The organism is Microbacterium sp. ARD31, assembly GCF_031844425.1.
Genome location: NZ_JAUZVE010000096.1, coordinates 1 through 12,993 on the forward strand (window position 1 = coordinate 1; position 12,993 = coordinate 12,993).

The window sequence follows — 12,993 nt, forward strand, 5'->3', positions numbered from 1 at the left end:
CCTGGATGGAAGGTTGCGCGGACGGTTGGAACGCTCCCGGCGCGACGGGCGAGGTGGCCACCGCGGCCTCGCCCGGCGTGTAGCCGTCCAGCTGCGCCGTGACCTGGGCGGTCAGCGTCTTGCCCTTGACGTCGGGGGTCGGCACGTAGCCCGCACCGGTGGCACCGGGGATGGCCGCACCGTCGGCCAGCCACTGCACGGTGACGCTCGACGGGGTCGGCGTCCAGGCACCGACGGCGACCTCGAGGGGCGCGCCGACCTTGGGCTCGCCGGAGACCGTCGGGGGCGCCGTCGGCTCGACGACGCGGTCGTTGAAGTGGATGAAGCCGCTCGGCCACCCGCCGCCCGACTTGGTGATGTGGCGCCAGTAGAAGTCGCCGCCCCAGTAGTCCTCGGAGACGATGATCTCGGTGTCGGAGATGACCCGCTCGACGTAGGCGACGTGCCCGGACGAGCCGGCCGGCGTGACGTGGGGCTTGTACCAGGCGATGGAGCCGACTTGCGGAGTCTGGTCGGTGATGGAGGCCATCGCCACGCCCCAGTTCGAGGCGTTGCCGCTGCCGCTCCACGGCCGGGTGTTCGGCATGCCGTTCTGGATCAGCCGGTAGGCGACGTAGTTGGTGCAGTTGTGCCCGGCGTACATCCGCCAGTACATCGTGGAGGACGCCTGCCGGTAGCCCGCGTCGCTGTATCCCGCGGCGGCGCACCCCTGGTAGCCCGAGCAGAGGTACGTCGACGACGCCAGGCTGAGCCGCCCCGCGGTGCTCGGCATGACGAGCATGACCAGCAGGAGCGCACCAGCCAGCAGCTGCGTCGTACGCACGGCATGGCCGACGACGGCGCGCAGAGCGGTCGTCCGGGCCGCGTGGGGCGGGTGTGACGGATGGGACTTGTGGGGCACGATGAGCGAGCGTATGAGGGAAATGTCAAGGCCGCCACGCCTACGAGAGAAGATCAATCGTGTAATTCGTTCCGGCCACGCCCCACCGTGAGCGAGGTCACCCGGCGTGAACGCCCCGCAATTGGTGGATGACGGGGCCGGGGCGCGCTCCTAGCGTGGGTCCATGACGCTCACGGGGGACGTGGACGCGCGGGCACGGGGCACCTACCGCTACGTCCAGATCATCATGGTGGTGCCCGCGGTGTGGCTCCTGGCCAGCATCGCCGTCGTGTGGATCTGGCGGGGCGAGCTGCTGGACTCGATCAGCGACTACTACGGCGGACCGATGCGGGACGTCTTCGTCGGCGGGCTGATGGCCTGCGGCATCTGCATGGTCGCCTACAAGGGACGCTCGAACCTCGAGGACTACGCGCTCAACTTCGCGGGCCTCAACGCGTTCTTCGTCGCGCTGGTGCCGAACTCCTTCCCGAAGCTGCTGGCCGACGCCCGCAAGGCGGAGCGCGAGGGCGTGGACCTCCCCGTGAGCAGCGCCCAGCTCCAGGAGAACCTCCAGATCGCCGTCGGGGTCTTCCTGGCCGTCGTGCTGCTCTTCGTCGTCGTCGACGCCTTGTTGCTCTGGAAGCGGTTCGACTGGCGCGCCCAGAGCACGCTGGCCAACGCGGCCATCGTCGTCTCGTGCGCGGCCGAGGTGGTGCTCCTCGGCTTCGTGGTCGCCATGGTCGTCGGGGTGGAGGAGGTCAACGGAGGCACGATCTACACGATCGCCCACTTCGTCGCCGCGGCGCTGCTGATCCTGAACCTGTCGTTCGTCGCCGCCACCAACGCCTTCGGCAGGCTGCACAAGGATGCGGTCGTGCCGTCCGACGTGGGTGCGCCACCTGCCCTCTTCAGGACCGTGACCGTGCTGATGTGGGCCGGCATCGCGGTCGGCGGGCTGGCGATCTGGCGGGGCGTCGACTACGCGGTCATCGTGACCGAGATCTGGGAGATCGTGCTCTTCCTCGTGTTCTGGGTCGCCGCCACCCGCCACGAGTGGACGCGCTCGGCCGCGCAGGCGGCTGCTCCGCGGGCCCAGCCGGCGGTCGGGGCCGTGCCTCAGAACTCGTAGCCGAACTCGCGGATCGTCCGGGCGAACCGCTCGGCGACGATCTCGGCGTCCCCCGGGCCGTAGAGCTCGCGGTAGTGGGGACCGCTCCCCTGCTTGGCGTGCGGGAGGTCGAGAGCGATGCCCAGCCGGTCGGAGACGTCGGCGACCGCCGCCGGGAGGTCTTCGTAGCGGTAGACACGGTCGACCACGACCCGGCCCCCGAGACGGTAGAGCCGCTCGTTGAGGGCGAGCCGGTCGAGCCGGCGCGGGGTCCGGACGAACTCGGCGAAGGTCTTGGTGAACGTCGGCTTGCGGGCGCTGTAGCGGTACGACGACGCCACCACGTCGAAGGGGTTCCGCTCGACGGCGAAGGTGAAGTAGGCGTCCCAGGTCTCGCGGCCGATCACCTGGATCACCCGGCGCGCGCCCATGTGGGCGTACGAGCTGGGGTCGGTGTCGTCGTTCTGCGGCCCCACTCCCCCGGCAGCCGCCCGCAGCTGCTCGTCCTCGGGACTGATCCGGGTGACGATGTCGTCGGGGCCGCAGTGCCGGGAGAGCGCGATCTCGAGGCTGGTGCCGGCGGTCTTGCGGGTCTTGATGAAGACGAACCGGTGGGCGTGCGACGCGATCACGTCAGTCGTCGTCCTCGGCGAGGTCCTCGCCGTGCGTGCCCGGGCGCGGCGCCCACGGCAGCTCCTTGGCGGGGCGGATGACGATGAGCCGGTCGCCGCGCGCGAGCAGCGACACGATCGGGTCGAAGTAGCGGTAGACCTTCTCGTCGCGCACGACGGCGATCACCTGGTCCGGCAGCGACTGCGGCTGCTTGCCGACCTCGCTGACCAGGAGGTCGCGCTCGGCGACCTCGAGGCCCTCGCCGTAGGTCATCAGGTCCTCCATCACCGAGCCGAGCTCCGGTGACATCGAGGAGAGCCCGAGCAGGCGCCCGACGGCGTCGGAGGAGGTGATGACCGAGTTGGCGCCGGACTGCCGCATGAGCGGCACGTTCTCGTGCTCGCGCACCGCGGCCACGATCCACGCGTCGGGGTTGAGCTGGCGCACCGTGAGGGTCACGAGCACGTTGGAGTCGTCGCGGTCGGTGGTGATGATGACGTGGGTCGCCTTCTCGACACCGGCCTGGCGCAGCACCCCGCGGCGCGTGGCGTCGCCGGCGATGACCACGAGCTGGTCGCGGTTGCCGTCGGCGACCGCCACCGGGCTGGGGTCGACGACGACGATCGCGTCACGGACGTACCCGTTGTTGAGGAGGGTCTCGATCGCGCTGCGGCCCTTGGTGCCGTAGCCGACGACGACGACGTGCTGGTTCATCTTCTTCCTCCACCGGGAGACCCGGAACATCTCGCGTCCCTGGGAGGCGAGGACCTCCAGGGTGGTGCCGATCAGCAGCACCAGGAACGCGATGCGGGCCGGTGTGATGACCAGGGCGTTGACCAGGCGGGCCTGAGGCGACACCGGGGCGATGTCGCCGTAGCCGGTCGTGCTGAGCGTGACGGTCGTGTAGTAGAACGCGTCGAGCAGGCTGATCTCGTTGTTCGGGTCGTTGCCGTCGCGGTAACCCTCGCGGTCGAAGTAGACGAGCAGGACGGTGCCCACGAGGATCGCCAGGGCCAGCAGGACACGACGGCCCAGCTCCCACCAAGGAGACCTGATCTGCTCGGGCAGCGACACCCGGCCCACGGTGGGCTGGTGGCTCGACGTCGACACGGTCAGGAGTCTCGCACGGTGATCCGGTCGCGCAGGCGCTGCACCAGCTCCAACCGCGCGCGCGTCGTGTTCTTCTGCGGGAAGACGGTGTCGAAGGCGGCGTTGACCGCAGCCCCGATGAGCACCGCGAGGGCGAGCAGGTAGAGCCACAGGAGCACGGCGATGGGGGCGGCGAGGGGCCCGTAGATCGACCGGGACTCGGCGGCCGTCACCGTCAGCACCCACCGCAGGACGTACGACCCCGCGATCCAGCAGAACAGCGCGAACGCCGCCCCGGGCAGGTTGAAGCTCCAGTTCGTCCGGACCGGGACCGACACGTGGTAGAGCGTGGCGAGGAAGCAGATGCAGATCGCCAGCACCACCGGCCAGTAGAGGTTGTTGAGCAGGTCGAGCCGTTCGGGGAGCACCCGGTCCACCAGGGTCGGTCCGGCCACCACGAGCGGCAGGCTCACGGCGCCGGTGACCATCGCCAGGACGTAGAGCACGAAGGACAGCGCCCGCGTCTGCACGATCCCCCGGTGCCCGCCGAGGCCGTGCATGATCGTGATCGTGTCCACGAAGACATTCAGGGCTCTCGAGCCGGACCAGAGCGCCAGGATGAAGCCGATCGAGATCACGTCGTAGCGCCCACCGTTGAGCACCTCGTTGATGGTCGGCTCGATGATCCGGTTGACCGCCCGGTCGGTCAGCGCCTGCCGCGAGACCTCGAGCACCGCGTTGCTGATGTCCTCGATCTGGGTGGCGGTGAACCGCTCGCTCACGAAGCCGATCGCGCCCGCGAGCGCGAAGACCAGGGGCGGCACCGACAGCACCGCGAAGAACGCGGCCTCGGCGGCGAGGCCGGTCACCCGGTGCCGCAGGCACGACCCGACCGTGGTCACGATGATGCGCCACAGGTGGCCGCGCCAGCGGCGCGCGAGAGCCTCGACCCGGCGCCGGGCAGGGTGTGCCTCACGCGCCTCGACCATGATCGCCACGCTAGCGACTGACGAGCCGGTCGACGCGAATCCCCGCCGGGGGTTTCCCGCGCACCTGCGTGGGTAGCGTCACTCCATGCGCCGACCCTCCCGTACACCCGTCCTGGCCGCCGTCGCGATGCTCGCCGCGAGCACCGTGACCGTCTCGCTGCTCGCCGCCCCGGCCGAGGCCGGCGGGCGCAAGACGAAGGTCTCGGCGACGCTGAGCACCACGGCCGCCAACCCGGGCGGGATCGTGACCCTGTCGGGGTGGGTGAAGGACAAGGGCAAGCAGAAGCGGCGCGTCGTCCTCGAGCAGAAGATCGCGTCCGGGTGGCGCACGGTCGACAAGGGCCGCTCCGCCAAGGACGGCGCCTACGCGTTCACCGTGCCGACGACCTGGTTCTACTCCACCAAGCTCCGCACCCGGGTGAAGCCGACCCGCAAGCACCGCGGCAGCACCTCGCGGGCCCACCGGCTCAGCGTCGTGCCGGCCTACACCCCGCTGGGCTCCCCGGACTCGTGGGAGACGCTCGGCCGCTCGCGCGACCGCTGGAACCCGTGCCGCACCCTGACCTACGGCATCAACACCTCCCGTGCCACGCCCGACGCTGGCACCGTGTCGACCGGCATCCACAACACGATGGCGCTCGTCTCGCAGGCGACCGGGGTGCGCTTCAGGTTCAAGGGCGAGACCGCCTCGAACCCGCTCGACCGGCGGTGGAAGCGCAGCGACCCCGACATCATCTTCGGCTGGACCACCGACGCCGAGACCAAGCTCGACCTCGGCCCCACCACGGCGGCCCGCGGCGGCTACGACCGCACCCGCCGCGCCCGCGACGCGCGCGGCAAGGCGATCTGGGAGGCGCTGGACGGCGGCGTGATCTACGACCTCACCGACACCGCGACGATGAACGCCACCGAGTTCCAGCAGCTCACCCTCCACGAGATGGGGCACGTGATGGGACTGGGCCACGTCTCGGCTCCCGACCAGTACATGACGCCCGGCGTCGAGCTCTACTCGCTGCCCCTCGTCTACCAGGCCGGTGACCTCGAGGGCTTCAGCAAGCTCGGCCTGCAGGCGGGGTGCACCCGGCCGGTGCGCTTCCGCGGCAGGACGAGCCTCGAGCGGGTCGTGCCGTTCGCCACGACGCTCGACTGACGGACCCGGCGGGGTCCGACCCCCTACGGTGGCGCCATGGACGACCAGCACGACCTCCGCTGCACCACCAACCAGGCGCCGCCCCTCGTGGGGCACAACGTGGTCACCTCCGACCTCGCCCTCACCGAGGCGCTGGCCCGGCACGGGTCGCCCGACCTCGTCGACGACCTCGTCCCGCTGGGCGCCGAAGCCGGCACCGCGGAGGCCCGCGAGCACGGTCGGCTCGCCAACCGCCACCACCCCGAGCTGACGACGTACGACCGCTGGGGCAACCGGATCGACGAGGTCGAGTTCCACCCGTCGTGGCACTGGTTGATGGAGCGCGCGGTCGGCCACGGCCTCCAGGCAGCGCCGTGGGAGTCGGACCGTGCCGACGCCCACCTGCGCCGCGCGGCCGGCTTCTTCGCCTGGTCGCAGACCGAGCCGGGACACGGCTGCCCCATCTCGATGACGTACGCCGCCGTCCCCGCGCTGCGGGCAGACGACGCCATCGCCAAGGAGTGGACCCCTCTGCTGGCGGCGCGCTCCTACGACCCGGGCGTCCGGCCGCGGTCGGAGAAGACCGGCGCCCTCGCCGGCATGGGCATGACCGAGAAGCAGGGCGGCTCGGACGTCCGCGCCAACCGGACGCGCGCCGTCGCCACGGCGGAGCACGGCTGGTACACCCTGAACGGCCACAAGTGGTTCACCTCCGCGCCCATGAACGACGTCTTCCTCGTGCTCGGGCAGACCGAGGGCGGCGTCACCTGCTTCGTGGTGCCGCGCGTGCTCCCCGACAGCACCCGCAACCGCATCGACGTGGTGCGGCTCAAGGACAAGCTCGGCAACCGGTCCAACGCCTCCAGCGAGCTCGAGCTCGACGGCACCCTCGCCCAGCGGCTCGGCGACGAGGGGCGAGGGGTGCGCACCATCATCGAGATGGTCGCCGCGACCCGGCTCGACTGCGTGCTCGGCTCGGCCGCGCTCATGCGGCACGCTCTCGCCGAGGCGTCCTGGCACATCGCGCACCGCTCGGCCTTCGGCGGCCTGCTCGTCGACAAGCCGCTCATGCAGAACGTCGTCGCCGACCTCGCCGTGGAGTCCGAGGCGGCGACCGCGCTGGCGATGCGGCTGGCCGCCGCCGTCGACCGGGCCGGCGACCCGCACGAGGCCGCGCTGCGGCGCATCGCGCTGCCCCTGGCCAAGTTCTGGGTGTGCAAGCGCACCCCGGCGATGGTGGCCGAGGCACTGGAGTGCCTGGGCGGCAACGGCTACGTCGAGGACTCCGGGCTGCCGCTCATGTTCCGCGAGTCGCCCCTCAACTCCATCTGGGAGGGGTCGGGCAACGTCAACGCCCTCGACGTGCTGCGGGCGCTGGGCCGCGAGCCGGAGGTGCTCCAGGCGTGGATAACCGAGGTGGGCGCGGCCCGCGGCGGTGACGCCCGCCTCGACCGGGCCGTCGACGACACCCTCGCGCTGCTGGGCGACTCCTCCGGCCTCGAGGCGGGGGCCCGGCGGCTGGCCGGGCAGATGGCGGCGTGCCTGCAGGGCTCCCTCCTGGTGCGCTTCGCGCCCGCCGAGGTCGCCGACGCCTTCTGCGGCAGCCGGTTCGGGACGTCGTACGGCGGCACCTTCGGGATGCTGACCAGCGGCGGGCTGCGGTCGGTGGTCGACCGCGCGACGCCGACCGCCTGAGGCGGCACCCGCGGCCCATGGCCCGGATGGGCCATGTCCGGGCGCCGATCAGTCAGGGAATCCCGAACGGGCCACGGAGCGCCCTCCGCGAGACGTATGGTCTGGACCAGCTCTACGAGGAGGGCCCATGGCTCAGGGAAGCACGCTGTTCACGGTCGGCACGCTGCTGCGCCATGCCCAGGACGCGGCCGCCCCGGTGCGCGTGCTCGTGTCGGGCACGTGGCTCGACGGCGTCATCGTCGGCGCCGACGGACTCGGCGTGATCCTCGACGACGGCAACGGCCACCAGGTGCTGGTGCGACTCGACTCGATCGTCGCCGTCAGCTTCTCCCGTGCCGCGATCGACGGCGAGGACGCCGCGCCCCAGGAGCAGGACGGCGAGGCCCGCGCCCACTGGGGCGCCGCCCGGCAGCCCATCGAGGCCGGCCCCGTCGGGGGCTGACTCCCTCGGGGCGGCTCAGCCCAGCGCGCTGCCGACGACCTCGCGCGCCTCGGCCTGCACCTCCGCGAGGTGGTCGGGGCCGCGGAAGGACTCGGCGTAGATCTTGTAGACGTCCTCGGTGCCGCTGGGGCGCGCCGCGAACCACGCCGACTCGGTGGTGACCTTGAGCCCGCCGATCCTGGCGCCGTTGCCGGGCGCCTCCGTGAGCTTGCCGGTGATCGGCTCCCCCGCCAGCGACGTCGCCTGCACGTCGTCGGGCGACAGGGCGGCGAGCTTGGCCTTCTGCTCGCGATCCGCCGGGGCGTCGATGCGTGCGTAGGCCGGGTCGCCGTGCTGCGCCACCAGCTCGGCGTAGTGCTCGCTCGGGGTCTTGCCCGTCGCGCCGAGGATCTCGCTGGCGAGCAGGGCGAGCAGGAGGCCGTCCTTGTCGGTGGTCCACGTCGAGCCGTCGCGACGCAGGAACGAGGCGCCCGCGGACTCCTCGCCGCCGAACCCGAACGAGCCGTCCATCAGCCCCGGGACGAACCACTTGAAGCCGACGGGCACCTCGACCAGCGGCTTGCCGATCGACGCGGCGACCCGGTCGATCATCGAGCTCGAGACCAGGGTCTTGCCGATCCGGGTGCCGTCGGACCAGCCGGGGCGGGTGCCGCCGAACAGGTGGGCGATGGCGACGGCGAGGAAGTGGTTGGGGTTCATCAGGCCGGCGTCGGGCGTGACGATGCCGTGCCGGTCGGCGTCGGCGTCGTTGCCGGTGGCGATGGCGTACTCGTCCTTGCGGCCCACGAGGGAGGCCATCGCGTAGGGCGAGGAGCAGTCCATCCGGATCTTGCCGTCCCAGTCGAGCGTCATGAAGCGCCAGGTCGGGTCGACGAGCGGGTTGACGACCGACAGGTCCAGGCGGTGGCGCTCGGCGATCTCGCCCCAGTAGGCCACGCTCGCGCCCCCGAGAGGATCGGCACCGATGCGGACGCCGGCGTCGCGGATGGCGTCGAGGTCGAGCACCTGCGGCAGGTCGTCGACGTAGGTGCCCAGGAAGTCGTAGCTGCCGACCGCGGCGCGGGCCTTGGCGAACGACACCCGCCGGACCCCCGCGATGTTGCCGCGGATCAGCTCGTTGGCACGCGCGGCGATGACGGAGGTCGCGTCGGAGTCGGCCGGTCCGCCGTGGGGCGGGTTGTACTTGAAGCCGCCGTCCTGGGGCGGGTTGTGCGACGGGGTGACCACGATGCCGTCGGCGAGGCCGGCGCCCGTCGTACGTCCCTGGTTGGCGCGGAGGATCGCGTGGCTGACCGCCGGGGTGGGCGTGAAGCCGTCACGGTCGTCGACCAGCACGGTGACGTCGTTGGCGACGAGCACCTCCAGCGCCGTCGCCCACGCGGGCTCGGACAGCGCGTGCGTGTCACGGCCGATGAACAGCGGTCCGTCGTAGCCCTGCTCCTTGCGGTAGTCGCAGATCGCCTGCGTCGTGGCGGCGATGTGCACCTCGTTGAACGACGTCGTCAGCGAGGTGCCGCGGTGGCCGCTGGTGCCGAACGCGACCTGCTGCGAGACGTCGTCGGGGTCGGGCTCGAGGTCGAAGTAGGCCGTGACGAGGTGGGACACGTCGACGAGGTCCTCGGTGCGGGCGGGCTGTCCTGCTCTCTCGTGGTTGGCCATGGCCCCATCTTGGTGCCCGGAGCCCCCTCCGTCGAGAAAGGCACACCCTGCCTGTCGATCCGGTGCGGGTGCGTCCGTCAGAGTGGTGAGGCCGCAGCCCCGCGGCCCGCGACACGAAGGAGCCCACCTCGCGATGAGCCGTTACCTGATCCTGCTGCCCGCCCCCGAGGCGGAGTGGGCCGACCTGCCACCGGAGGAGCACGAGAAGGGGCACCGGTCCCACGTGCAGTTCCAGCAGGACCTCGCCACCGAGGGCCACACCCTCGTCACGGTCAGCCCGCTCGAGCCGTCCGCGCAGGCGACGTCCATGCGCCCCGACGGCAACGGTGGGGCGCTCGTGACGGACGGGCCGTTCACCGAGTCCGCCGAGCAGGTCGTCGGCTTCTACCTCGTCGAGACCGAGGACGGTGAGGCGCTGCGGTCCGCCTGCGAGCGGTTCGCGAGCCGCGGTGAGCACATCGAGCTCCGTCGCCTGGCCGAGTGAAAGGAACCGAGATGACCGAGTACGTCGTGCTGCTGATGGGTGACGCGGAACGGTGGTGGGACCTGTCGGAGGACGAGCGCCGCGCCGGGTACGCCGCCCACGAGCAGTTCTCCGCCCGGCTCGCCGAGGGCGGCCACCGCGTCACGGGGGGCGCCGAGCTGCACCGGGCGTCGGGGGCGCGCACGATCGCCCCGAACGCCACCACGGTCACGGAGGGGCCGTGGGCCGAGACGAGCGAGCAGGTCGGCGGGTTCTACGTCGTGGAGTCCGACGACCTCGACGACCTGCTGGACTGCTGCCTGGTCCTGTCCGCGACCGGCGACGCCGTCGAGGTGCGCCGGTGCGTCGAGCCCGAGGAGCGTCCGTCGTGAAGTACCTCGTCCTGCTGGTCGGCGACGGCGCCGAGAAGCCCTGGCCCGAGCAGACGGAGGCCGAGCAGGCGGCCGCGATGGCGAAGTTCGGTGAGTTCGACGCCGCCTGCCGCGAGCGTGAGGGCGTCGAGCTCCTGGCCGGAGAGGCACTCGCCGGTCCGGGCGACGCCACCGTCATGCGGACGACGGGCGGCACGGTGACCCTGAGCGACGGGCCCTACGCCGAGGTGATCGAGGGCATGGGCGGGTTCTACCTGCTCGAGGCTCCCGATCTGGACGTCGTCGTCGAGCTGCTGCGGCTGCTGCCGCCGTACGACATCCAGATCCACCCGACGATCGACGTGTCGCCCTGAGGACCCACGTGCAGCAGCTCGAGGACGTGGTGCGGGAGGAGTGGGGCCGCCTGGTGGCCCTGCTCCTGTCGCAGTTCCGCCGCCTCGACCTCGTCGAGGACGCCCTCGGCGACGCGGTCGAGGCGGCCAGCCGCACCTGGCCGGTCGACGGCGCACCCGACAAGCCGGCGGCGTGGCTGCTCACCGCTGCGCGCCGGCGCGTGGTCGACCGGCTCCGCACCGAGGCGGTGGCGCGCCGCAAGGAGCCGCTGCTGCGCACCGACGCCGAGCACCACCAGGAGGGAGCGCGCACCATGGCCGACGCCGGCAGCCTGGTCGAGGACGACGTCCTGCGGCTGGTGCTGATGTGCGCGCACCCCGCGCTCGCACCCGAGTCGGCGAGCGCGCTCTCCCTCCGGCTGGTGCTCGGCGTGCCGACCGCCGACATCGCGCGGCTGTTCCTCGTGCCGGAGCCGACGATGGCCGCCCGCCTCACCCGGGCCAAGAAACGCATCGTCGGCGCCGGCATCCCGTTCGCCGTGCCCGACGCCGAGGTCCTGCCCGAGCGCCTCGACGTCGTCGCGCAGACCGCCTACCTGGCCTTCACCGCGGGCTACTCCCCCGGCACCGGCCCCGACCTGCTCCGGGCCGGCACGTCGGGCGAGGCGATCCGCCTGGTCCGCGTCGTGCTCGGCCTGCGCCCCGACGAGCCCAGCCTGGTCGCGCTGCTCGCCCTGATGCTGCTGCAGCACTCCCGCCGCGACGCGCGGGCCCGGGACGGCCGGCTCGTCCTGCTCGCCGACCAGGACCGGGCCCGGTGGCACCACGACGAGGTGGCCGAGGCGGTGCGGCTGCTCGCCCGGCCGAGCCTCGCCGGCCCCCTCTCGCCCCTCGCGGCGTCGTACGTCGTCCAGGCGCGGATCGCGGCCGAGCACGCCACCGCGCCGACGGCCGCCGACACCCGCTGGGACCGCATCGTCGGGCTGTACGACGTCCTGCTGCAGGTGGCGCCGTCGCCGTCAGCGCGGCTGGCGCGTGCCGTCGCGGTCGCCGAGCACCACGGCACGGCCGCCGGGCTGGCGGCCCTGGAGGGCATCGACATCCCGGCCAGCCACCGCCCGGCCGCGGTGCGCGCCGAGCTGCTCTCGCGCGCCGGCGACCTCGACGCCGCGCGGGCGGCGTACGACCAGGCGATCGCCGCGTGCCGCAACGACGTCGAGCGGGACTTCCTCGAGCGCCAGCGAGAGGAGCTCGGCTGAGCCTCGTCGGGCAGCGCGGGGCGCTGGACGCGCGCTCGGTCGGCTAGGCCTCGGGGACCGGCTGCTGCTTGGCCAGCACGGTGAGGCCGTCGTCCACGACGAAGCCGCGCGCGAGGTCGGCCTCCTGGTCGACCCCGATCTGGACGCCCGGGGGGATGACCACGCCCTTGTCGATGATCGCGTTGCGCACCACCGCGCCCTCGCCGACCCGCACGCCGTCCATCAGCACCGAGTCCGAGACCTCCGCGCCGTCCTTGACCCAGACGGCCGGCGACAGCACCGACTTGTTGACGGTGCCACCGCTGACCACCACGCCCGGGGAGAGGATCGAGTTGAAGGTGGCCACCCCAGCCCCGCTGGCGCCCTCGACGAGCTTGGCCGGCGGGTGCGGGCCGTAGCTGGTGTAGATCGGCCAGGCGGTGTTGTAGAGGTTGAACACCGGCAGCGGCGAGACGAGGTCCATGTGGGCGTCGTAGAACGAGCGCATGGTCCCGACGTCGCGCCAGTAGCCGCGGTCGCGGTCGGTCGCGCCGGGGACCTCGTTGTCCTTGTAGTCGTAGACCGCCGACTCCGACTTGTCGACGAACCACGGCACGATGTCGCCGCCCATGTCGTGCTTGGACTGCTCGCGCTCGGCGTCGCGGGTGACGGCGTCGCGCAGCGCGTCGGCGTCGAAGACGTAGTTGCCCATGCTCGCGAGGACCTCGTCAGGCGAGTCGGGCAGGCCGACCGGGTCCTTCGGCTTCTCCAGGAAGGCCCGGATCCGCTGCGGGGCGGCCGGGTCGACGTCGATCACGCCGAACTGGTCGGCGAGCCCGATCGGCTGGCGGATCGCGGCGACCGTGCAGCCCGCCCCGGACTCGACGTGGTCGCGGACCATCTGGGCGAAGTCCATCCGGTAGACGTGGTCGGCGCCGACCACGACGACGATGTCGGGCTTCTCG

At 72.1% G+C, this 12,993-nt stretch carries 14 protein-coding genes; 8 read left to right on the plus strand and 6 right to left on the minus strand.

Translation table 11 applies throughout. The features are described from left to right. Positions 1-901: CHAP domain-containing protein (locus Q9S36_RS50370; RefSeq protein ID WP_311292246.1), on the minus strand; the 901-nt coding region annotated here is incomplete at its 3' end. 163 nt (positions 902-1,064) lie between these two features. Between Q9S36_RS50370 and Q9S36_RS50375 the strand changes: the two genes are divergently transcribed. Continuing rightward, positions 1,065-2,009 carry a hypothetical protein gene (locus tag Q9S36_RS50375; protein ID WP_311292247.1) on the plus strand — a complete coding sequence of 315 codons (945 nt, stop codon included), beginning with the start codon at positions 1,065-1,067 and terminating at the stop codon, positions 2,007-2,009. Here the strand turns inward: Q9S36_RS50375 and Q9S36_RS50380 are convergent. From Q9S36_RS50380 to Q9S36_RS50390, 3 genes are read right to left on the minus strand one after another with little or no spacing between them, the layout of a single operon-like run. Beyond that, positions 1,997-2,620 carry a hypothetical protein gene (locus tag Q9S36_RS50380; protein WP_311292248.1) on the minus strand — a complete coding sequence of 208 codons (624 nt, stop codon included), beginning with the start codon at positions 2,618-2,620 and terminating at the stop codon, positions 1,997-1,999. The genes Q9S36_RS50375 and Q9S36_RS50380 overlap by 13 nt on opposite strands. A gap of 1 nt (position 2,621) precedes the next feature. Continuing rightward, positions 2,622-3,710, minus strand: a complete 1,089-nt coding sequence (locus Q9S36_RS50385) for a potassium channel family protein (protein ID WP_311292249.1) — start codon at positions 3,708-3,710, stop codon at positions 2,622-2,624. Between the two features lie 2 nt (positions 3,711-3,712). Continuing rightward, positions 3,713-4,678, minus strand: a complete 966-nt coding sequence (locus Q9S36_RS50390) for a YihY/virulence factor BrkB family protein (RefSeq protein WP_311292250.1) — start codon at positions 4,676-4,678, stop codon at positions 3,713-3,715. Between the two features lie 85 nt (positions 4,679-4,763). Here Q9S36_RS50390 and Q9S36_RS50395 point away from each other — a divergent pair, with 85 nt between their 5' ends. The 3 genes from Q9S36_RS50395 to Q9S36_RS50405 all read left to right on the plus strand — a co-directional run bounded on the left by Q9S36_RS50395 (position 4,764) and on the right by Q9S36_RS50405 (position 7,944). Further along, positions 4,764-5,828, plus strand: coding sequence for a matrixin family metalloprotease (locus tag Q9S36_RS50395; protein WP_311292251.1), 1,065 nt, complete (start codon positions 4,764-4,766; stop codon positions 5,826-5,828). Positions 5,829-5,864: 36 nt separating this feature from the next. Next, positions 5,865-7,502 carry an acyl-CoA dehydrogenase family protein gene (locus Q9S36_RS50400; RefSeq protein WP_311292252.1) on the plus strand — a complete coding sequence of 546 codons (1,638 nt, stop codon included), beginning with the start codon at positions 5,865-5,867 and terminating at the stop codon, positions 7,500-7,502. Positions 7,503-7,629: 127 nt separating this feature from the next. After that, positions 7,630-7,944, plus strand: a complete 315-nt coding sequence (locus tag Q9S36_RS50405) for a hypothetical protein (protein WP_311292253.1) — start codon at positions 7,630-7,632, stop codon at positions 7,942-7,944. Between the two features lie 15 nt (positions 7,945-7,959). Here the strand turns inward: Q9S36_RS50405 and pgm are convergent, their stop codons facing one another. Further along, the gene (gene pgm / locus Q9S36_RS50410) at positions 7,960-9,603 is read right to left on the minus strand and encodes a phosphoglucomutase (alpha-D-glucose-1,6-bisphosphate-dependent) (RefSeq protein ID WP_311292254.1); all 1,644 of its coding nucleotides are present in this window, start codon (positions 9,601-9,603) and stop codon (positions 7,960-7,962) included. A 133-nt stretch (positions 9,604-9,736) separates the two neighbouring features. On the opposite strand from pgm, the gene Q9S36_RS50415 reads away from it, so the two are divergent. The 4 genes from Q9S36_RS50415 to Q9S36_RS50430 are packed head-to-tail and all read left to right on the plus strand — an operon-like array spanning position 9,737 to position 12,049. Next, on the plus strand, positions 9,737-10,087 hold the full coding sequence (locus Q9S36_RS50415; RefSeq protein WP_311292255.1) for a YciI family protein: 351 nt from the start codon (positions 9,737-9,739) through the stop codon (positions 10,085-10,087). 11 nt (positions 10,088-10,098) lie between these two features. Next, positions 10,099-10,458: a YciI family protein gene (locus tag Q9S36_RS50420; RefSeq protein ID WP_311292256.1), complete on the plus strand. Its 360-nt coding sequence runs from the start codon at positions 10,099-10,101 to the stop codon at positions 10,456-10,458. Continuing rightward, a complete protein-coding gene (locus Q9S36_RS50425; RefSeq protein ID WP_311292257.1) occupies positions 10,455-10,811 on the plus strand; it encodes a YciI family protein in 357 nt (118 codons plus the stop codon). The genes Q9S36_RS50420 and Q9S36_RS50425 overlap by 4 nt, the downstream gene beginning before the upstream one ends. 8 nt (positions 10,812-10,819) lie before the next feature. Next, complete coding sequence (locus Q9S36_RS50430) at positions 10,820-12,049, plus strand: DUF6596 domain-containing protein (RefSeq protein WP_311292258.1); 1,230 nt, start codon at positions 10,820-10,822, stop codon at positions 12,047-12,049. 43 nt (positions 12,050-12,092) lie between these two features. Here Q9S36_RS50430 and Q9S36_RS50435 read toward each other — a convergent pair. Continuing rightward, on the minus strand, positions 12,093-12,993 hold a 901-nt coding region (locus Q9S36_RS50435), incomplete at its 5' end, for a sugar phosphate nucleotidyltransferase (RefSeq protein ID WP_311292259.1).